The sequence below is a fragment of the Palleronia pelagia genome (genome assembly GCF_900110115.1).
Taxonomy (GTDB): Bacteria; Pseudomonadota; Alphaproteobacteria; order Rhodobacterales; family Rhodobacteraceae; genus Palleronia; species Palleronia pelagia.
The window spans coordinates 36,998-57,155 of record NZ_FOCM01000002.1; the positions used below are offsets into that span (position 1 = coordinate 36,998).

The window sequence follows — 20,158 nt, forward strand, 5'->3', positions numbered from 1 at the left end:
GGGCCCGACATGCGCGGTCCCTTGTCCCGCTTGGTGCGGGATCTTGGCCGGATAAATCGCATGGCGAGACTTACGCGGGCGAGCATCACGTCAGCCATCGCGTGAACTCCGCCAAAAAAGTGGCGGAAAAATCACGGAAGTTGATGATTTCAGACGATCTGGTGGAAACGCCCAATACCGCAGGTTGAATCGGGCGGATCGCGAAACGAAAAAGGGCGGCCAAAGCCGCCCTTTTCATACAGAATGTCGTGCGCCGATCAGGGCTGTTCGTCGTCCGAGCCGCTTTCGCTCGGCAGGTTGAAGAAGCTGTCGGCGTCGGCCACGTCGCGGTCGTCTTCCTCTTCCAGCTCCTCGCCCGTGTCCGACAGGCTGAAGGTTTCGAGCCCCGAGATCGCCGACGGCATCTTGGGCTCGTTGTCTTCACCCAGCGACTGCTCGGTCGAGACCAGCTTGCGCCGCTCTTCGTCGGACATGACCGCGCCCTCGCGCGCCTTCTTGGCGGCGGCCTTCTGGACCTGCTGGTCCAGCTCGGTCTGCTTGCACAGGCCCAGGGCGACGGGGTCGATGGGTTCGATGTTGTTGATGTTCCAGTGCGTGCGCTCGCGGATGGCCTGGATCGTCGGCTTGGTGGTGCCCACCAGCTTGGCGATCTGGCTGTCGGCCAGCTCGGGGTGAAACTTGACCAGCCACAGGATGGATGCCGGGCGATCCTGCCGCTTCGACAGCGGGGTATAGCGCGGGCCGCGCCGCTTTTCCTCGCCCACGGCGGACGGGTTGAACTTCAGCTTCAGCTTGTGGAGCGGGTCGGCCTCGGCCTTCTCGATCTCCTCGGCGGTCAGCTGGTTGTTGGCGACGGGGTCGAAGCCCTTCACACCGGCCGCCACGTCGCCGTCGGCGATGCCCTGCACTTCGAGCTCGTGCAGGCCGCAGAAATCGGCGACCTGCTTGAAGGTCAGCGTCGTGTTGTCCACCAGCCAGACGGCGGTGGCTTTGGCCATGATCGGCTTTTCGGACATCGCTTGGCGCTCCTCATCTCAGACATGTCTTCCCCGTGGCCCGGATCAGGGGCCGGGCCCCCAGGGCCCAAGTTCGCATTGTCGGGGAACTCAAGGTGCATATAGTCGGCCCGTGCCTTCGTGGAAAGACCCCAAATGATACGCCTTCTTCACGTCTTCGCCGCCGCGATCCTGCTGTCATCCGGCCCCGCGACCGCGCAGGATCGCGCCGGGGCGTTCGACTATTACCTTCTCGCGCTGTCCTGGTCGCCCAGCTGGTGCGCGCTGGAAGGCGACGACCGCGGATCGCCGCAATGCGCCGCGGATGCCGATTTCGGATGGGTGCTGCACGGGCTGTGGCCGCAATACGACCGCGGCTATCCCGAATATTGCAACACAGCGCAAGCCGACCCCAGCCGTGCCCAGACCGCCGCCATGGCCGACATCATGGGCGCCCCCGGCGCGGCGTGGTACCAGTGGAAGAAACACGGCCGCTGCGCCGGGCTGGCACCGCGCGACTATTTCGACCGGGCGCGCCAAGCCTTCGACGCCGTGCAGATACCGGCGGTGTTCCGGCGGCTCGACACGCCGGTCCGCCTGCCCGCCCGCGTGGTGGAAGAGGCGTTCTTGAAGGACAACCCCGGCCTCTTTCCAGACGCGCTGACCGTAACCTGCCGCGACCGCCGCATCCAGGAGGTGCGCATCTGCCTCACGCGCGACCTCGAGCCGCGCCGCTGCGGCGACGACGTGATCCGCGACTGCACCCAGCGCGACGCGCTCATGGATCCCATCGAATGAGGCTGGAGCGTCACCGCGCGGCGCGGCTGGTCGCCGGGGATGACGGCGGATTGCTGGACGCGCTGGCCGCCGGGCGCGACATCACCGCGGGGCCGGACGGGCTGCGCGACACGGGCGGCGACGGGCGGTGGATCCGGGTGGCCAGTGGCGGCACCACCGGCGCGCCCAAGGTCATCCGCCGCAGTGCCGCCAGCTGGCGCGCGAGCTTCGAGGTCAACGCGGGGCTGTTCGATGTCGGGCCCGGCTCGGTCGTGGCGACGCTGGGCCATGTCGGCCACTCCCTGACGCTCTACGCGCTGGCCGAGGCCGCCGGGCTGGGCGCGGGATTGCTGGGTTTGCAGGGTATGCGGCCCGACGCGCAATTGCGCGCGCTCGGCGACCACGGCGCCACGCATCTCTGGACGACGCCGACGCAGCTTGGACTGCTCGCCGGCCGGGGCGCGGTTCCGACGCTCGACCGGCTGATCGTCGGCGGCGGGGTCCTGACCGCCGCGCAGGCCGAGGCGGCACGCGGCACGTTTCCCACGGCCCGGCTGAGCACCTTCTACGGCGCGTCCGAGCTGAGCTTCGTCACGGTGGACGGAACGCCCTTCCCCGGGGTCGAGCTGCGCCTGCGCGACGGGCTGATCTGGGTGCGCTCGCCCTACCTTTTCGACGGCTATGACGCGGGCGCCGACCCGCTGACCCGACGCAACGCGGACGGCTTCGTCACCGTGAGCGAGCTCGGGCGCATGGAAAACGGCCGCCTCGTCGTCACGGGGCGCGCGGGGCGCCGGGTGAACGTCGCCGACCGGCTGGTCAGCCCCGAGCCGGCCGAGCAGTTCCTGGCCGACCGGGCCGGGGCGCCGGTGGCGGTCGTGGCCGTGCCCGACCCGCGGCGCGGCGCGCGGCTGGTGGCGGTGCGGCAGGGCGAGGCGGATCCGTCGCTGGACGCGGCCTTGCTGGCGGACTGCCGGCGCGCCGTGGGCGCGGCCGGGACCCCGCACAGGGTCGTGACGGTGCCCACCCTGCCCCGCCTGCCGTCCGGCAAGCCCGACCTCGACGGCCTGGCGCACACTCTCGCCGCGCTGGCGTGACCGGCGTCGCCATCCTGTCGGCCTGCCGCAGCCCCGTGGCGCCGCGCGGCGGCGCCCTGGCGGGGCTTCAGCCGCACGAGATCGCGGCGCCGGTGATCCGCGCCCTGCTGGAACGCGCGGGGTGCGGACCCGACGACGTGGACGAGTTGATCTGCGCCAACGCCCTGGGCGCGGGCGGCAACCCGGCCCGGCTGGCCGCGCTGGCCTCGGGCCTGCCGCAGCGGGTCGCCGGTCTGACGATCGACCGTCAATGCGTCGGCGGTCTGGATGCCGTGTTGCTGGGGGCCGCGCTGGTCCGTTCGGGGGCGGCGCGCTGCGTCATCGCGGGCGGGGCCGAGAGCTATTCGCGCAGACCGCTGCGCGCCACCGGCACGCCCGACGCGCCCCGCTTCTACGACCGGCCGCCCTTCGCGCCCGCGGGCTTTCCCGACCCCGACCTCGCCGCGGCCGCCGATGCGCTCGCGACCCGGGTGGGGTTGAGCAGGGACGAGATGGACGCCTTCGCCACAGGCAGCCATGCCAAGGCCATGGCCCGGCCCCCGCGCTCGCCCGAACTCGTGCCGATGGCCGGGCTCGACCGCGACAGCTTCACCCGCGCCCTCACCCCGCGGATTGCCGCGCGCGCGCAGCCCCTGGTGGGCCAGATCACGGCCGCCAACAGCGCCGTGGCCGCCGACGCCGCGGCCTTCGTTCTGCTGGTCCGCTCGGACGATGCGCCGACGGCCCCGCGCATCGCGGAGGGTGTCACGCTGGGGGCGGATCCCGCCAACCCCGCCGCTGCGCCGGACGCGGCCATCGCGCAGGTGCTGGACCGCGCCGGGATCGGGCCGGGCGGCCTGTCCCGGATCGAGCTGATGGAGGCCTACGCCGCGCAGGCCATGGCCACCGCGCGCGCGCTGTCCCTTCCGGAAGAGCGGATGAATGTCGGCGGCGGGGCGCTGGCCCGCGGGCATCCCATCGGGGCCTCGGGCGCTGTCAACCTGGTGCGGCTGGTGCACGAATTGGCGTGCGCGCCCGGCCTCGGCCTCGCCGCGATCGCGGCGGCGGGCGGGTTGGGCACGGCCGTGCTGATCGACGGCCGCGCAAATGATCAGATGTGAATATCGCTGGTCGGCGGTTTCGGCAGGATGCGCACGAAATCCACCGGCGCGTTCTCCGCGCAGGCGGTGAAGCGCTTGAAATCGAACCTGTGGGCATCCGCCTCGATCGTGCCCGAGCTGACCAAGCACCATCCCAGAAGCTTTTCGCCTTCGTAAAGCTCGACCAGGCCACGCAGGTGCCGCGCCATGTCGGGCGCCACCGCGAAACCGCCCTTCCAAAGATGAAGAACCGGGATGCGCCGGCCGTTCGACACCACGGACAAACGTCGCTGCCGGGCAATCAGCCGGGCGCGGCCGATGATTTGCTCGGGCGCCAGATCCTCAGGTAGGTATGCACTCATTACCGTTCCCCCCGGAAAATTGTATACCAGAGTTGGATCGATTTGTCGTTACGGCAAGTCCCGGGGAGACTAACACTTTACGCCTAGGTCATCCCTTCGCGGCGCGCGGTCGCAGGACGTGCGGCATCGCCGGATCGTAAAGCGCGCTGTCCTCGAAATCGGAGACCTCGCCCATGACCGGCCCGACGAGGATCAGCGCCGTCCGCGTGATCTTCGCCGCGCGCACCTTCTCGCGGATATCCGACAGCGTGCCGCGCAGGAACAGCTGGTCGGGCCAGCCCACGCGGTAGGCCACGACCACCGGGCAATCGGCGCCGTAGTAGGGCACCAGCTGACGCTCGATCTCGCGCAGTGCGCGCACGCCCAGGTGCAGCGCCAGCGTGGTGCGCGAGCGCGCGAAAGTCTCCAGCGTCTCGTGCTCGGGCATCGAGGTCGACTTCATGCTCATCCGCGTCAGCACGATGGACTGGCCCACGCCCGGCACCGTCAGCTCCTGCCCCAGCGCGGCCGCGGCCGCGGCATAGGCCGGCACGCCGGGCACGATCTGGTAGTCGATCCCGTCGCGCTTCAGCCGCCGGATCTGCTCGGCGATGGCGCCGTAAAGCGACGGATCGCCCGAATGCACCCGCGCCACGTCCTGTCCCCGGCCATGGGCGGCCAGGATCTCGGCGTGGGTCTCGTCCAGCGTCATGGGCGCGGTGTCCAGCACGCGCGCGCCCTCGGGCGCCTCGGCCACCACAGCTTCGGGCACCAGCGACCCGGCATAAAGACAGACCGGACAGGCCCGGATCAGCCGCTGCGCCTTCAGGGTCAGAAGCTCCGGATCACCGGGCCCGGCGCCGATGAAATAGACCGTCATCGCGCTTCACCTTTCTTGAAATACCTGATGCCGAACGCCCGCCTCACAGCCCGACCTTGCGGGCATAGCCCCGCGGCGTGAACATGCGCGGCCCTTCGCCCAGGCGTGCCAGCCGCGACTGGCTGGATCCGACCAGGACGACCGTCAGCATGTCGACCTCGTCCACGTCCAGCTGGTCCAGCCGGCGATACCGGATCTCCTCCTCGGGACGGCCCAGCGACGACGCCAGCAGCACCGGCGTATCGGCCGGGCGGTGATCCAGCAGGATGTCCCGCGCCTCGGTCAGCAGGGTGCGGCGGCGCTTCGAGACGGGGTTGTAGAAGGCGATGACGAAATCGCCATGGGCCGCCGCGTGCAGGCGTTTCACGATGTCCTCGCGCGGGGTCAGCAGGTCCGACAGCGAGATCGCGCAGAAGTCGTGACCCAATGGCGCGCCGGCCCGCGCAGCCGCCGCCTGCAAGGCCGAGACGCCGGGCGAGCAGACGACCTCGACCCTGCGGGCCGCGTCGCTCACGCCCTTGTCGGTCCGGTCCATCAGCTCGAAGACCAGCGCCCCCATGGCATAGATCCCGGCATCGCCCGAGCAAACCAGCGCGACGTTGTTCCCCTGCCCGGCCAGCTCCAGCGCGTGGCGGCAGCGGTCCTCCTCGCCCCCCAGCGGGAAATCGTGCCGTTCCTTGCCCGCCGCCAGCGGGCCCAGCAGGTCGATGTAAAGGCCGTATCCCACCAGCGTATCGGCCTCCGCCAACAGCCGGCTGACCTCGGGCGTGCGCCAGCTGGCTTGGCCCGGTCCGATGCCCACGACCGACAGCCGCCCGCGCGCCCGTCCGGGCAGGTCGACCAGCGGCGCGGGCGCCAGCGCCAGGGCCGCCGTGGCGTGGGCGGTCTTCTGCTTCGCCACGGCCAGCGTCGCGTCCGCGCCGGCCACGGCCAGCGCCGCGTTCTCGGCCACGCCCTGCGTCCCGATCTCGGCCAGCACCACGTCCGAGCGGTTGGCGCAGCGCGGGCTTTCACGCTCCAGCGCCGCGGCGTCGAACAGGCGCAGGGGCCGCCCCAGCCGCCGTGCGACCGCCAGGATCGCCGGCTCGTCCCCTTTCAGGTCCAAGCTCGCCACCGCTGCGACGGCCCCCGGCGCGATGCCCGCCTCGTTGAGGACCCGGTCCACCAGGGCCGCCATCTCGTCCACCGGGCAGTCGCGCGATGCCCCGAGCCCCAGGACCGCCACCTGCGGACGGAACACGAGCTCCGCCTCGACCGGTGCGGCGGAACAGGCGACCACCGGCCCGTCCCCGCGCGGCAGGTCCGCCAGCCAGGGCGCGTCGCCCGTGACCTGCGCCCCCTCGCCCGCCAGCAGCCGCGCCATGACGTCCTTCGCGGCCTCGGGGTTTTCCAGCACGTAGCCCGGCGGCGGCGCGTCCAGCGCCACGCCCAGCGCCAGGTCGCCCGCCGTGGTCACGGCAGCGCGCGCGCCCAGACCGTCGGCGATTCGCGCCGCCAGCCGGTTGGCCCCCCGGTGCCCGCCCAGAAGCGGCACGACCACGGCGCCGTCGTCGCTGACCGACAGCACCGGCGGTTCGGCCCGCTTGTCCGACAGAAGGGGCGCGACGGCGCGGATCAGGATGCCGCTGGCGCAGACACCCACCACCGGATGCCCGGCGGCGAACAGGTCGCGCGCGTGGTCCAGCGCGTTGTCGAACCACGCATCGGCACGGTCGACCCGGCCCGCACGGCCATGTACCGGCGCGCCCAGCAGGTCAGCCACGCGATGCGCGACGCTTTCGCCCGAGCGCGACAGCGCCAGGACCACGGGTGTCACAGCCACGGGTCATCCCCCTTGTTGAGCAGGATCATCGAGAAATAGGGCGCCTTCTCCGGCGCCTCGGACAGCGGGCAGATCCGTTCCGCCGCCAGCGTCGCGCGCTCGACATAGATCGCGCGCGGCTCCAGCCCCAGGTCGCGGATCACGGCGCGGATCTTGGGCAGGTGGCGGCCCACCTTCAGGATCGCGACCGCCTCGGCCCCGTCGATCCGGGCGCGCAGCTCGGGCTCGGGCAAGGGCCCCGGAAGGACGGTCAGCCGTTCGTTGCGTGCGGCCAGCGGCAGCCCCGCCCGCGCCGCGCCCGCCATGACCGAGCTCACGCCGGGCACGACCTCGACCGCGTGGCGGTCGCGCAGCCGGGCGTAGAGATACATGAACGAGCCGTAGAAGAACGGGTCGCCCTCGCACAGGCACACCACGTCGCGGCCCGCCTCCAGCGCGGCGGCGATCCGCGCGGCGCCGTCGTCGTAGACCGCCTGTGCCGGCTCTCGCGCGGCGCGCATGGGCAGGTCCATGACGATTTCCTCGGCGTCCCCGGGGATCAGGTCCGCCACGATGGCCCGGGCGAAGCTGGGCGCGCCGGCCAGCGTCGGGTAGGCGATGACGCGCGCGCCGGCGATCAGCCGTGCCGCCTTGCGCGTCACGAGCTCGGGGTCCCCCGGCCCGACACCGACCCCGTAAAGCACGCCGCTCATCGCACGGCCCCGCGGGCCAGCGCGACACGCGCCCGGGACGCGCCCCGGCCCGGCTTCATCTTTCCACAAATACCTTGTCGCCCGGCCCGCAACCCGCTCATCGCTTGATCAGGCTCCACTGCGTCACCGGCATCGCCGCACGCCAGCCGCGGAACCGGCCCACGGGCTCGGCCCGCGCCGCCTGCAGACGCACGAGCTGTCCGCCGTGGCGGGCATGCAGCTCCATCAGCACGGCCTCGGATTCCAGCGTCACGGCGTTGGCCACCAGCCGGCCCAGGGGCTTCAGCCGCGCCCAGGCGGCGGTGAAGACCTCGGCCGACAGCCCGCCGCCCAGGAACACAGCGTCCGGCGCGTCGAGACCGTCCAGCGCCGCGGGCGCCTCGCCCTCGATCAGCTCCAACCGCGGCGCGCCCAGCGCCAGCGCGTTGGCGGCGGCCATGGCGCGGCGGTCGGCGCGCGGCTCAATCCCGATGGCGCGGGCATAGCGGGCGCCGCGCATCCACTCCACCGCCACCGACCCGCAGCCTGTGCCGACATCCCACAAAAGCGCGCCGCGCATGGGCATGAGCTTGGCCAGGGTCAGCGCCCGCACCTCCTGCTTGGTCATGGTGCCGTCGTGGCGGAACAGGTCGTCGTCCAGCCCCGGCACGCGGGGCAGCAACGCGGCATCGGGCGCGGCCACGCAGTCGACGGCCAGCGTGTTGAAGGCGGGCACCTCGTGGTCCCAGCTTTCCGCGGTCCCGTCGAACCGCGCCTCGTCCGCGCCGCCCATGTTGGCGAGCACGGTCATGGGCGATGCGCCGAAGCCGCGCTCGGCCAGGAAGGCGGCGATGCGGGCCGGCGTCTCGGCCCCGGTGGTGAGGATCAGCAGCCGCGCGTCGGGCTGGATGAAGGCAATCATCTGCTCGACCGGGCGGCCGTGGACGGTCAGCGTCTCGACATCGGCAAGGCTCCAGCCCAGTCGCGCGGCGGCAAGCTGGAAGGCCGACAGTTGCGGGTGGTACAGGATCTCGCCCGCCGGGATCGCGCGCCCGATGCGCGCGCCGACCGAGAACCACAGCGGATCGCCCGTGGCCAGCACCACGACCCGGCGCCCGCGATAGCCCCGCAGCATGTCGATCAGCGCGTCGAAGGGCGACGGCCAGCTGACCCGCTCGGCCGTGACGGCGTCGGACAGTCGATGGTGGCGGTCGCCGCCGACGATGATCTCGGCGGCCTCGACCACGGCGCGGGTGGCCGGCGAAAGGCCCGCCATGCCGTCCTCGCCGATGCCGACGATATGCAGCCAGGGCTCAGACATGGGTGTCGGTCTCCAGCCCCGCGGCCAGTGCGTTGACGGCGGCCGACGCCATGGCCGACCCGCCGCGCCGGCCCCGCAGCGCCACGAAATCGCAGCCGCGCGGGTTCGCGGCCAGCTCGGCCTTCGATTCGGCCGCTCCGACGAAGCCCACGGGAAACCCCAGGATGACGGCGGGTTTCGGCGCGCCCGCGTCGAGCAGCTCGAGCAGCTGAAAGAGCGCCGTGGGCGCGTTGCCGATCGCCACCACGGCGCCGTCCAGAAGATCGGGCCAGAGCGTCACCGCCGCGGCCGAACGCGTGGTCGAGAGGCTGCGGGCCAGGTCCGGCACGCCCGCATCGTTCAGCGTCACCACCACGTCGTTGTCCGCGGGCAACCGGCGGCGGATGATGCCCGCCCCCACCATTTCGCAATCGCACAGGATCGGCGCGCCGGCGGCCAGTGCGACGCGCCCGGCCTCGACCGCGCGGTCCGAGAAGGCCAGCCGGTCGGCCACCTCGACCATGCCGCAGGCGTGGATCAGGCGGATGGCCAGCGCGTCCATGCCGGGCGGGAATCGGTCCAGCCGCGCCTCGGCCCGCACGGTGGCGAAGCTTTGCGCGTAGATGCGGCCGGGATCTTTTTCGTAGGGGCGCAACGGGATCGCTTTCTGGAAAGGTCGGATGCCTCCGGCGGAGGTATTTGGGGAAAGATGAAGCCGCTCAGGCCTTCGTCCGGCGCGCGCTTTCGGGGCCCCAGGGATGATTGGCGTGGGGATACTCGGCGTGGTGATGGTGGTGATGATCGCCGTCGCCGTGATGATGGTGGTGATGGTGATCGTGGTGATGCTGCGCCTCGAGCCGGCAAAGCCCGGTGCAGAAGCTGTCGCAGAGCGCGCAGTCGGCCACGTTCGAGCCCGGCGCGCTGGCGCCCTGCCCTTCCACGTGGTGGTGGTGGCTTTCCTGCACCGCGCCCACCTCGGCCTCGAAGCCCAGCACCTGGGTGCGGTACTTGCACAGCACACAGGTGGGTGGCGGCACCGGCCCCGCGGCCGGGTGGTCGGCGGTCAGGCGCTCGGCGGGTGCGACATGGGCATGGCGCCCGCCCTCGAAGGCCAGCACCTGCTCGCGGAAGGGGCAGATGCCGCAATTGGGGATCGGGTGATCCGTGTTCAGCTCCAGCACCCGTTCGGCGAAGGTGGCGAGCACCTGGTCGTGGTCGCCCAGGTAGCCGGCCTTCACGAACTGCGTGTCGGGATGCGCGCCGGCCACGCGGTCGGTGAAGCCGTAGATCCGGTCGATGAGGATGCCCGAGAACAGGAAGTAGGGAAAAACCACCACGCGCTTGTAGCCGAGCTTGGCCACGTGCTGCAGGCACGGCTCGACCAGCGGGAAGGTCACGCCGGAATAGCCCACCTCGTGCCAGCCGAAGCCGATGCCCTCGTGCAGCATTCGCGCGATCTTGGCCACGTTGCCGTTCGCGTCGGGGTCCGAGGCCCCGCGCCCGATGACCACCAGGCAGGTGTCGTGCAGGTCGAGCTTGCCGTGTTCGGCATCGGCGGCGGCGACGGCATCGCGGATGCGGCCCGCGGCGGCCGCCAGCATCTTGGGGTCCACGCCCAGCTCGCGCCCGTAGCGGATCTCGATCCCGTGCTGCGCGGCGTAGGTGTTCAGCACCGTCGGAATGTCGTTCTTGGCATGCATGGCGGCGAACAGCATCCCGGGCACTGCCAGGATCCGGTCGCAGCCGGCCTCGCGCAGGCGGTCCAGCCCGTCGCGGATCACCGGGTTGGCGAATTCGAGGTAGCCGTAATCGACGGCCCAGTCACGCGGCAGCCGGGCGGGCAGCTTCTCGGCCAGGGTCGCGAACTCGTCGACGGCCGACTGGCTGCGCGAGCCGTGGCCGCAGATCATGACGCCGGTCCGGCTCACGCCGGTTGCTCCTCTTCGCTCTCCTCGGGTTCCGCCTTCGGCTCGGACTTGCCGCGCTTGCGCTCCTTCGCGGCCTGCCAGAGGCCGATCCCGATTGCGATACCAAGGCCCGCACCGGCGACCCAGTGATCGTGACCCGCGAGCGGCCCGAGATGCCCCACATGGGCAAGCGCGGGGACGGGCAGGATCGCGAGGAAGATGGCAAGGCGCATGGGCGGGCTCCTGTTCGGGGCGGGGCCATTCGGGCGCGCCGGGAATACCCTGACGATACCGCCCCGGCCCCCCGGTCTGGGTCGGGCCGCGTGACGGTCACCTGTCCGGCCCCGACCGTGCGTGGTTTGGGGCGTCGTCGCGACTGCCTTACACCCCGTGCGGGGGCGTTGCAAAGACGAATGCGCGCAGATGTGCGCGGGCGCGCAGCCGCTCCGCGGTGTCTGCGGGCCGCGCGCGTCCTAGGTGTCAGATCAACGCAGTTTGGAAGGAGACGCGCGATGGGCAAGCTGGTGGACGGCATCTGGACGGACCAATGGTACGACACCGAGAGCACGGGTGGCGAATTCAAGCGCTCGAGCTCGGACTACCGCAACTGGATCACCGCCGACGGCAGCGCCGGCCCCACGGGTGAAGGCGGCTTCCGGGCCGAACCGCACCGCTATCACCTCTACGTCTCCTACGCCTGCCCCTGGGCCAGCCGGGCGCTGGCCTTCCTCAAACTCAAGCAGCTCGAGGACATCATCGGCGTGTCGGTGGTGCATCCCCACATGCTGGGCGACGGCTGGAGCTTCGACAGCGATTACCCCGGTGCCACCGGCGACACCGTCTACGGCCTGCCCTTCGCGCGAGACATCTACCTGCGCGCGGACCCCAAGACGACGGGCCGCGTCACCGTGCCGATCCTGTGGGATCTGCAACGCGAGACCATCGTCAGCAACGAATCGTCCGAGATCATTCGGATGCTGAACTCGGCCTTCGACGGGATCACCGGCAATACCGACGACTACTGGCCCGAGGACCTTCGCGACGCCATAGAGCCGGTGAACGAACGGATCTACGAAACCGTCAATAACGGGGTCTACAAGGCAGGCTTCGCCACGTCGCAATCGGCATACGAGGACGCGGTCGTGCCGCTGTTCGACAGCCTGGACTGGATCGAGGGGGTTCTGGCCAACAACCGCTACCTTCTGGGCGACCGCATCACCGAAGCCGACTGGCGCCTGTTCGTGACGCTGGTGCGGTTCGACCCGGTCTACCACCTGCACTTCAAGTGCAACCGCCGCCGGATCGTGGATTATCCCAACCTGTGGGCCTACACGCGCGAACTTTACCAGTGGCGGACGCCGGATGGCGGGCGGGTGGCCGACACGGTGAACTTCGACCACATCGTGCAGCATTATCACTACAGCCACGACAACATTAATCCGCACCGGATCATTCCGATCAACCCGGTGCTGGACTGGGAGGCGCCCCACGGCCGCGGCTAGGCCGCCGCGGGGCGCCCGTCAGGCGGTCAGACCGCCTTTTTCAACGCGTCGGCCAGGTCGGTCCGCTCCCACGAGAAGCCGCCATCGGCTTCGGGCGCGCGGCCGAAATGGCCGTAGGCCGCCGTGCGCTGATAGATCGGGCGGTTCAGTTGCAGGTGTTCGCGGATGCCGCGCGGGGTCAGGTCCATGCAGGCATAGCAGGCCTTCTCGATCTGCTCCTCGTGGACCTCGCCGGTGCCGTAGGTGTCCGCATAGATCGACAGGGGCTTGGCCACGCCGATGGCATAGCTCAGCTGGATGGTGCAGCGCTTGGCCATGCCGCTGGCCACCACGTTCTTGGCGAGGTAGCGCGCGGCATAGGCGGCCGAGCGGTCGACCTTGGTGGGATCCTTGCCCGAGAACGCACCGCCGCCGTGGGGCGCGGCCCCGCCATAGGTGTCGACGATGATTTTGCGCCCGGTCAGGCCCGCGTCGCCGTCGGGTCCGCCGATGACGAAGACGCCGGTGGGATTCACCCACCACTCGGTCGCATCGGTCAGCCAGCCATCGGGCAGGACTTCGCGGATATAGGGCTCGACGATTGCGCGGATATCGTCGCTGGTCTGGGTGTCGTGTGCGTGCTGGGTGGACAGCACGATCTGGCTGACCTCGACCGGCTTGCCCTTCTCGTAGCGCAGCGAGATCTGCGACTTGGCGTCGGGACCCAGCGTCGGTTCGGTCCCGTCCTTGCGGACCTCGGCCAGGCGCTTGAGGATCTGGTGGGCGTAGTGGATCGGCGCCGGCATCAGCTCGGGCGTGTCCTCGACCGCGTAGCCGAACATGATGCCCTGGTCGCCCGCACCCTCGTCCTTGTCCTCGGAGCCGTCGACACCCTGCGCGATATGGGCGGACTGGGCGTGCAGCAGGTTCGTCACCTCGCAGGTGTTCCAGTGGAACTTGTCCTGCTCGTAGCCGATGTCGCGGATGCAGTCCCGGGCGATCCCCTCGATCCGGCCAAGGTAGTCGTCCAGCTTGGCCTTGTCAGACAGTCCGACCTCGCCGCCGATCACGACGCGGTTCGTCGTCGCAAAGGTCTCGGCCGCCACGCGGGCCTCGGGTTCTTCGGCCAGGAAGGCGTCCAGAACAGCGTCGGAGATGCGGTCGCACACCTTGTCGGGGTGCCCCTCGGAAACGGATTCCGAGGTGAAGATATAGTCCTGCCGTGGCATGAATTGCTCCATTAAGGTCATGGGATACGCGTCAGGAAGCCGTTGCGCACCCTCGGGTTCCAATGCCCCTATTCGGTTGACAGCTGCCGATCAAGCTGTCTTTCGCGTCGTGCGAGCACGGCCGACGCCGCCAGACCCAGCAACACAAGCGCGACCCAGGGCCAGTCGCCGGTGCGAGCATAGACCGTGGGCGCGCCCGCCGGCGGCAGCGGATGATCGAAAAATCCCGTTTCGCCCAGCGGCAGGGATGCCAGAACCCGCCCGCGCGCGTCGATCACCGCCGAGATCCCGGTATTGGCCACGCGCACCATGGGCAGCCCCTGCTCGATGCTGCGCATGCGCGCCTGCGCAAGCGATTGCTGCGGGCCGGCGAAGGTGCCGAACCACGCGTCGTTCGTCACCTGCAACAGCCAGTCGGGCCGCTCGGGCGCGCCCGAGACGTCTTGCGGAAAGATCGCCTCGTAGCAGATCAGGGGCAGCGCGCGACCCAGGGGGCCGAAATCCATTAGCCGCGGGCCCGGCCCCGCCGAGTAGCCGTAGCCGTCCTGCGCGGCAAAGCTGCGCAGGCCCAGGTAGCGCGCAAGGCTGCCCAGCGGGATGAACTCGCCGAAGGGCACCAGGTGGTGCTTGTCGTACGTGTCTTCGATGCCGCCCTCGGGCCCCAGCAGGAGAAGCGAGTTGTAGATCCGCGCGCCGTCGATCCGCTGCACGCCGAAGGCGACCGGCACGCCCCCGGCGGCGTCTGCCACGAAGTCCAGCGCCGGGTGGCCCGGCGTGATGCTGTAGGGAATCGCGGTCTCGGGCCAGACGACCAGGTCCGGACGCGACCCGACACCGCGATCCGCGGTGGCGTCCAGCAGGCGGCGGAAATAGGTCTGCGCGTGGTCCGGATCCCACTTGCGATCCTGCGGCGCATTGGGCTGCACCAGGCGCAGCACCGGCGCGTCGGCGGTGGCCTCGGGCGCGGGTGGAACCAGCATCCCACCCAGCATGACCAGCGCCCACAGCGACACGAGGCCCATGGCGGGCCGCAGCCAGCCGGACGCGACCGCCGCGATACCCACCGCCAGCGCGGTGAGCAGCGTCAGGCCGTGCGGTCCTATCCAGCTTGCCAGTTGCGCAGCGGCCGTCTCGGTCCAGACATAGCCGAGCAAGGCCCAGGGAAAGCCGGTGAGCAGGTAGGTGCGCAGCAGCTCGACCCCCGCCAGCGACAGCGCGAAGGCCGGCACGAATCGCCCCCGGTCACCGCCAAGCCAGCGCGCCAGCGCGAAGGCCCCGGCCCAGAACGCGCCGAACCCCACGGCCATGAAGACCAGGGCGAAGGGCGCCATCCAGCCATGGCGCGCCACGTCCACGAAGAACGGCTCGACGATCCAATGCAGGGTGACGGCAAAATAGCCGGTGCCGGTGGCCAGCCCGACCCAGGCGGCGCGGCGCGGGCCCGCCGCGCGCCACGCGATACGGGCGGCAAGCGCCAGGGCGACCAGCGCGACGGGCGGAAGCGCGAAGGGCACCTGCCCCAGTCCTGCGACCGCGCCGGCAAGCGCCGCGAGCGGATAGGCCCACCGCCCGGTTGCCACGCGGGTCGGCGCCGCGCCGTCACTCATCCGTGGTATCGGGCACCCGGACGCGCAGACGCTTGAGCCGGCGGGCGTCGGCGTCGATGATCTCGAACTCGGGGCCCGCAGGGTGCGGGATAACCTCGCCCCGGGTGGGCACACGGCCGGTCAACAGCACCACCAGCCCGCCGAGGGTATCGATCTCTTCCTCTTCCTCGGGGTCGACCAGCCGCATCCCGATCTCGTCCTCGAACTCGTCCAGCGGGGTCTTGGCCTGCGCCAGGTAGCTGCCGCCCTGCTCCACCGTCCAGAACTTGTCTTCCTCGGTGTCGTGCTCGTCCTCGATCTGGCCGATGACCTGTTCGATCAGGTCCTCGATCGTCACGAGGCCGTCGACCCCGCCATATTCGTCGATCACCAGCGCCATGTGCATCCGATCCGTCTGCATCTTCTGCAAAAGGACCCCGATGGGCATGGAGGGCGGCGCGTAGATCAGCGGGCGCATCATCTCGCGCAGGTCATGGCTCGTGTGTCCGCCGAAGCCGTGGCGCAGGGCGAAATCCTTCAGGTGCACCATGCCCAGCGGCGAATCGAGCGTGCCGTCATAGACGGGAAGCCGGGTCAGGCCCGACTCCTTGAAGACGTCGACCAGTTCTTCCAGCGTGATCTCCACCGGGACCGATACGATCTCGACCGAGGGGATCGCCACGTCCTCGACCCGCATCCGCCGCAGGTTCAGAAGCCCGGGGGGCGTCCGCGATTGCGGCGAGCCGTCGTCCTCCTCGTCCTCGGAGGGGGCGAAAGCATCGAAGAGCCGTCCGAAAAAACCCTTGTCGGAACTCTCTTCGTCGTCGGGTTCGGGGGCCTGCCGGCCACCGCCCGTGTCGTCTGCGTGGGTCATCTCACCTTTCCGTCGGTCGCATCCTGTGGCGCATATGGATCGTGAAGCCCCAGTCGCGCAAGTATTTCGGTTTCGAGACGCTCCATCAGGTCGCCATCGGCGTCGTCCTCGTGGTCGAAGCCCAACAGGTGCAGCGTCGCGTGGACGATCAGATGTGTCGCGTGGTCGCCCAAGGCAAGCCCGCCCGCCTCGGCCTCGCGCGCGCAGGTGTCGAAGGCGATGGCGATATCGCCCAGCTCGGGGTCTGTCGGATCCGGCGGATCGGGCATGGCCCCGGACGCATCGGCGCCGCGTTCGTCCGAGGGCCAGGACAGCACGTTGGTCGGTGTGCCCTTGCCGCGGAAATCGCCGTTAAGCACACGGATCCGGTCGTCGTCACAGGCCAGCAGGCTGATCTCCCAGCCGTGTCCGAGGCCCAGGTGGTCCAGCACGGCCCGCGCGCTGGTATCGGCCAGCGTCTCGAGCCCGATGGCGTTCCAACGGGCATCCTCGAGCACGACGTCCACCAGAAGCGCGGGGTCCCCCTGCGTGTCGGCATCGGACCGGGAAGCGGAGGTGTCAGCCATCGGCCTCGTAGGCCTCGATGATGGCGGCAACCAGCGGATGGCGCACGACATCGCGCGAGGTGAAATAGTTGAACCCGATCTTGGGGATCTGCTTCAGCAGCCGCTCGGCATCCGACAGGCCCGAGACCTGCCCGCGCGGCAGATCGATCTGCGTGCGGTCGCCGGTGATGACCATGCGCGACCCCTCGCCCAGGCGCGTCAGGAACATCTTCATCTGCATGCCGGTGGCGTTCTGCGCCTCGTCCAGCACCACGAAGGCGTTCGACAGCGTGCGCCCGCGCATGAAGGCCAGCGGCGCGATCTCGATCCGCTTTTCCTCGATCAGCTTGGCGGTCATCTTGCCCGGCATGAAATCGTTCAGCGCGTCGTAGAGCGGCTGCATGTAGGGGTCGACCTTGTCCTTCATGTCGCCTGGCAGGAAGCCCAGCCGCTCGCCCGCCTCGACGGCCGGGCGGCTCAGGATGATGCGATCGACCTGCCCGTTGATGAACATGTTCACGCCGACGGCGACGGCGAGGTAGGTCTTGCCGGTGCCCGCCGGCCCGATGCCGAAGGCCAGTTCATTGTCGAACAGAGACCGGACATAGGCCTTCTGCGCGTCGGTGCGCGGCTCGACCAGTTTCTTGCGGGTCTTGATCTCGATCGGGCCGCGCTGGAACATCTCCATCTGCGCGTCCGGCGCGGTGGTGTCGTCTTCGACCGGGCCCATGCGCAGGGCGCTGTCCACGTCCCCCGGCTCGACGGTCTTGCCCGCCTCCAACCGCTGGTAAAGCCCCTGTAATACATCGGCGGCGCGCGCCGTTGCATCGGGGTCGCCCATGACCATCAACTGGTTGCCGCGGCGCACGATCTGCGTCTCGAGCGCCTGCTCGATCATCGCCAGGTTGGCGTCGAACTGGCCGCAAAGGTCGATCAGAAGGCGATTGTCTGGAAATTCGAGCAACGTTTCGCCGGGGCGGTTGGCCAGGGCAATGTCGGACGTTGCGGTGGCTTGGCTGGGGGGAAGGGCCAAACAGTCCTCCGAAATGGCGGTTATGATGTAGATATGGTGGGGCCTTCAGGGCGCCCACGCAAGGGAAAGTGGTGCCGTTCGCCGCGACGGCCACGCATTTGAACGAAAAAGCCGCGCGAAGCGAACGCCCGCGCGGCTTGTCTGCCAGGAAAGTCGCGTGACCTAGATCGGGTCGGGCACGGGCGAGCCCACGCCGTCGGGACCGTGCAGCGTGAACGGCGGCAGCAGGCCGCAGACCGGCTTGCCATAACGGTCCAGGCGGTTGGTCTGGTAGCCCTCGATGCCATCGTCGATGGCCCAGTGTTCGCAGCCGTCGCCATCGACCCAGATACCGGGCGTCTTGGTGAGATTTTGCAGGCTTTTCGAATCGAAGCCGCGGTCGATGGTCTGATTGGTCTTCGGCCCGCAAGCGGCGAGGGCCAGCACGCCGGCCAGGATGATGAAAGGTGTCTTGGTCATGGCGCTCACCTAATGCACAGGATTTCGACGCGGCGATTCTTCTGCATGCCCGCCGCCGTCCGGTTCGATGCCACGGGCTGACGCTCGCCGTAGCCGCGGATATCGTTGATGGCGGCGCCGACGCCTGCCGCGACGCGCGCCACCGCGTTCGCGCGGTTATAGCTGAGGCGCAGGTTGTAGGCGTCGCTGGCGCGGCTGTCGGTATGGCCGATGATGGTGTAGGCGCGGCTACCCGACTTCTGGAAGAATTCGGCGATCATCTTGCGGCCCTGGGCACCGATCCGCGCGCTGTCGGTGGCGAAGAGCACATCGCTGCTCATCACGCCGCAGGTCTCGATCTCGTGGCAGACCGGCGTGCCCTTGCGGGTCAGGCGGTTCGAGGCATAGCCTTCCCAGCCGTCATCGCGCACCCAGTGTTCGCACCCGTCCGGGTCGATCCAGATCGTGCCGACCGCACGCTGCTGCGCCTCGACCGGGCCACCCACCCAGACGGCGCTGCCCATGGCCAGCCCCGCGACCAGCGTCAGGCGTGCAAGGTTAGAGAAAAAAGATGTCACCGCTGCCTCCTTGTTTCTTGAAATGCGTTGTCGGACCGCAGCGAATTGGCCGACATCCCCCGTATCGGGTTCGACCATACCCCCTTTCAGGTCTTTGTGAAGACGAATAAAAAAGCCCACCGTCGCTAATTCCGCAACGATGGGCGCCACTTGCAACGATTGGATCCTTGGCGTGGAGCGGTGCGCGAGATGGACGTCCGTGTCGCGTCAGGCCGCCGCGCGCAGGCGTCCTGCCAGGGAATTCGGCGCACTGGCGGTGACGGTCACCGGCACCAGATCGCCCACCCGCGCGTTCGGCGCGTCGACGAACACGGAATGCAGATACTCGGATTTGCCGACCATCTGTCCCGGCTCACGCCCCGCCTTCTCGAACAGGACCCCGACCTCGCGGCCCACCATGCGGTCCTGCACGGCGTGCTGCTGCGATTTCAGCAGGGCTTGCAGACGCTGAAGGCGGTCGTCCTTCGTCGCCTCGTCCACGTGGGCCTTTTCGGCCGCGGGCGTGCCCGGGCGCGGCGAATATTTGAAGCTGTAGCACTGGCCGTATTCGACCTCGGCCACGAGATCGAGCGTGGCCTGGAAGTCCTCTTCCGTTTCGCCGGGGAAGCCGACGATGAAATCGCCCGACAGCAGGATATCGGGGCGTGCGGCGCGGATCCGCTCGATCAGGTGCAGGTAGCTTTCGGCGGTGTGCTTGCGGTTCATCGCCTTCAGGACCCGGTCGGAGCCCGCCTGCACGGGCAGGTGCAGGTAGGGCATGAGCTTGCCGATCTCGCCATGCGCCGCGATCAGGGCGTCGTCCATGTCGTTGGGGTGCGAGGTCGTGTAGCGGATGCGCTCCAGCCCATCGATCGCCGAAAGGTCGAGCACAAGGCCGGCCAGACCGCCATCGTGGCCGTGGTAGGCATTCACGTTCTGGCCCAGCAGGGTGATCTCGCGCACGCCACGCTCGACCAGGCCGCGCGCCTCGTCCAGGACGCGGGCGGCGGGGCGGCTGACCTCGGCGCCCCGGGTATAGGGCACGACGCAGAAGGCGCAGAACTTGTCGCAGCCCTCCTGCACCGTCAGGAAGGCGGTCGGCCCGCGCGTCGCCTTGGGCCGGGCCGGCAGGTCGTCGAACTTGGCTTCCTCGGGGAAATCGGTGTCGAGCGCCTTCTCGCCGGCGCGCGCCCTGGCCTCGAGCGCGGGCAGGCGGTGGTAGCTCTGCGGTCCGACCACGAGGTCGACCAGAGGCTGGCGGCGCATGATCTCCTCGCCCTCGGCCTGCGCGACGCAGCCCGCCACGCCGATCTTCAGGTCGGGCTTGTCGGCCTTCAACTGGCGGAACCGTCCGAGCTCGGAATACACCTTTTCGGCCGCCTTCTCGCGGATGTGGCAGGTGTTCAGCACGATCATGTCGGCGTCGTCGGGCGTGTCGGTCTGGGTATAGCCCTGCCCGCCCAGCGCCTCGGCCATGCGTTCGCTGTCGTAGACGTTCATCTGACAGCCATAGGTCTTGATATACAGCTTGCGCGACTGGGACATG

21 protein-coding genes and 1 riboswitch are annotated in these 20,158 nt (G+C 69.6%); of the genes, 4 read left to right on the top strand and 17 right to left on the bottom strand.

Annotated features, from left to right (window positions below):
- Positions 1 to 257: 257 nt before the first annotated feature.
- Positions 258 to 1,016, bottom strand: a complete 759-nt coding sequence (locus BMX96_RS04430; RefSeq protein WP_073129290.1) for a DUF1013 domain-containing protein — start codon at positions 1,014 to 1,016, stop codon at positions 258 to 260.
- Between the two features lie 135 nt (positions 1,017 to 1,151).
- On the opposite strand from BMX96_RS04430, the gene BMX96_RS04435 reads away from it, so the two are divergent.
- From BMX96_RS04435 to BMX96_RS04445, 3 genes are read left to right on the top strand one after another with little or no spacing between them, the layout of a single operon-like run.
- On the top strand, positions 1,152 to 1,793 hold the full coding sequence (locus BMX96_RS04435) for a ribonuclease T2 family protein (RefSeq protein ID WP_091844438.1): 642 nt from the start codon (positions 1,152 to 1,154) through the stop codon (positions 1,791 to 1,793).
- Positions 1,790 to 2,869, top strand: coding sequence for an AMP-binding protein (locus BMX96_RS04440; protein WP_091844439.1), 1,080 nt, complete (start codon positions 1,790 to 1,792; stop codon positions 2,867 to 2,869). The genes BMX96_RS04435 and BMX96_RS04440 overlap by 4 nt, the downstream gene beginning before the upstream one ends.
- Positions 2,866 to 3,969, top strand: a complete 1,104-nt coding sequence (locus tag BMX96_RS04445) for a thiolase family protein (protein WP_091844440.1) — start codon at positions 2,866 to 2,868, stop codon at positions 3,967 to 3,969. The genes BMX96_RS04440 and BMX96_RS04445 overlap by 4 nt, the downstream gene beginning before the upstream one ends.
- Here the strand turns inward: BMX96_RS04445 and BMX96_RS04450 are convergent.
- The 8 genes from BMX96_RS04450 to BMX96_RS04485 all read right to left on the bottom strand — a co-directional run bounded on the left by BMX96_RS04450 (position 3,960) and on the right by BMX96_RS04485 (position 11,102).
- A complete protein-coding gene (locus BMX96_RS04450) occupies positions 3,960 to 4,310 on the bottom strand; it encodes a hypothetical protein (protein WP_073129294.1) in 351 nt (116 codons plus the stop codon). The two genes, BMX96_RS04445 and BMX96_RS04450, sit on opposite strands and share 10 nt — an antisense overlap.
- An 88-nt stretch (positions 4,311 to 4,398) precedes the next feature.
- Complete coding sequence (cobM, locus tag BMX96_RS04455; protein ID WP_091844441.1) at positions 4,399 to 5,169, bottom strand: precorrin-4 C(11)-methyltransferase; 771 nt, start codon at positions 5,167 to 5,169, stop codon at positions 4,399 to 4,401.
- Positions 5,170 to 5,212: 43 nt separating this feature from the next.
- The gene (gene cobJ, locus BMX96_RS04460) at positions 5,213 to 6,991 is read right to left on the bottom strand and encodes a precorrin-3B C(17)-methyltransferase (protein WP_091844442.1); all 1,779 of its coding nucleotides are present in this window, start codon (positions 6,989 to 6,991) and stop codon (positions 5,213 to 5,215) included.
- Positions 6,982 to 7,683 carry a precorrin-2 C(20)-methyltransferase gene (gene cobI / locus BMX96_RS04465; RefSeq protein WP_091844443.1) on the bottom strand — a complete coding sequence of 234 codons (702 nt, stop codon included), beginning with the start codon at positions 7,681 to 7,683 and terminating at the stop codon, positions 6,982 to 6,984. Before cobI ends, cobJ begins: the two co-directional genes overlap by 10 nt.
- A gap of 97 nt (positions 7,684 to 7,780) precedes the next feature.
- Positions 7,781 to 8,983 (bottom strand): precorrin-6y C5,15-methyltransferase (decarboxylating) subunit CbiE, encoded by a 1,203-nt coding sequence (gene cbiE / locus BMX96_RS04470; RefSeq protein WP_091844444.1) that lies wholly within the window; start codon positions 8,981 to 8,983, stop codon positions 7,781 to 7,783.
- On the bottom strand, positions 8,976 to 9,617 hold the full coding sequence (locus BMX96_RS04475; RefSeq protein ID WP_175481655.1) for a precorrin-8X methylmutase: 642 nt from the start codon (positions 9,615 to 9,617) through the stop codon (positions 8,976 to 8,978). Before BMX96_RS04475 ends, cbiE begins: the two co-directional genes overlap by 8 nt.
- Before the next feature lie 64 nt (positions 9,618 to 9,681).
- A complete protein-coding gene (locus tag BMX96_RS04480) occupies positions 9,682 to 10,872 on the bottom strand; it encodes a sirohydrochlorin chelatase (RefSeq protein ID WP_091844819.1) in 1,191 nt (396 codons plus the stop codon).
- Positions 10,873 to 10,886: 14 nt separating this feature from the next.
- On the bottom strand, positions 10,887 to 11,102 hold the full coding sequence (locus BMX96_RS04485) for a DUF6732 family protein (protein ID WP_091844445.1): 216 nt from the start codon (positions 11,100 to 11,102) through the stop codon (positions 10,887 to 10,889).
- 279 nt (positions 11,103 to 11,381) lie between these two features.
- Here BMX96_RS04485 and BMX96_RS04490 point away from each other — a divergent pair, with 279 nt between their 5' ends.
- A complete protein-coding gene (locus BMX96_RS04490) occupies positions 11,382 to 12,371 on the top strand; it encodes a glutathione S-transferase family protein (protein WP_091844446.1) in 990 nt (329 codons plus the stop codon).
- A gap of 26 nt (positions 12,372 to 12,397) precedes the next feature.
- Here the strand turns inward: BMX96_RS04490 and metK are convergent, their stop codons facing one another.
- The 8 genes from metK to miaB form a co-directional block, all read right to left on the bottom strand.
- A complete protein-coding gene (gene metK / locus BMX96_RS04495; RefSeq protein WP_091844820.1) occupies positions 12,398 to 13,579 on the bottom strand; it encodes a methionine adenosyltransferase in 1,182 nt (393 codons plus the stop codon).
- A gap of 4 nt (positions 13,580 to 13,583) precedes the next feature.
- Positions 13,584 to 13,633: riboswitch (SAM-SAH riboswitch) on the bottom strand.
- A gap of 14 nt (positions 13,634 to 13,647) precedes the next feature.
- Entirely contained in the window at positions 13,648 to 15,186 is a 1,539-nt protein-coding gene (gene lnt, locus BMX96_RS04500) for an apolipoprotein N-acyltransferase (RefSeq protein ID WP_091844447.1), read from the bottom strand.
- Positions 15,179 to 16,039 (bottom strand): CBS domain-containing protein, encoded by an 861-nt coding sequence (locus tag BMX96_RS04505; protein WP_091844448.1) that lies wholly within the window; start codon positions 16,037 to 16,039, stop codon positions 15,179 to 15,181. Before BMX96_RS04505 ends, lnt begins: the two co-directional genes overlap by 8 nt.
- A complete protein-coding gene (gene ybeY, locus BMX96_RS04510) occupies positions 16,036 to 16,605 on the bottom strand; it encodes an rRNA maturation RNase YbeY (RefSeq protein WP_091844449.1) in 570 nt (189 codons plus the stop codon). Before ybeY ends, BMX96_RS04505 begins: the two co-directional genes overlap by 4 nt.
- Positions 16,598 to 17,572 (bottom strand): PhoH family protein, encoded by a 975-nt coding sequence (locus tag BMX96_RS04515; protein ID WP_175481672.1) that lies wholly within the window; start codon positions 17,570 to 17,572, stop codon positions 16,598 to 16,600. The genes ybeY and BMX96_RS04515 overlap by 8 nt, the downstream gene beginning before the upstream one ends.
- 207 nt (positions 17,573 to 17,779) lie before the next feature.
- Entirely contained in the window at positions 17,780 to 18,076 is a 297-nt protein-coding gene (locus BMX96_RS04520) for a hypothetical protein (RefSeq protein WP_091844821.1), read from the bottom strand.
- 5 nt (positions 18,077 to 18,081) lie between these two features.
- Positions 18,082 to 18,579 (bottom strand): OmpA family protein, encoded by a 498-nt coding sequence (locus tag BMX96_RS04525; protein ID WP_091844822.1) that lies wholly within the window; start codon positions 18,577 to 18,579, stop codon positions 18,082 to 18,084.
- Between the two features lie 261 nt (positions 18,580 to 18,840).
- Positions 18,841 to 20,157: a tRNA (N6-isopentenyl adenosine(37)-C2)-methylthiotransferase MiaB gene (gene miaB / locus BMX96_RS04530; RefSeq protein WP_091844451.1), complete on the bottom strand. Its 1,317-nt coding sequence runs from the start codon at positions 20,155 to 20,157 to the stop codon at positions 18,841 to 18,843.
- Position 20,158 lies beyond the last annotated feature (1 nt).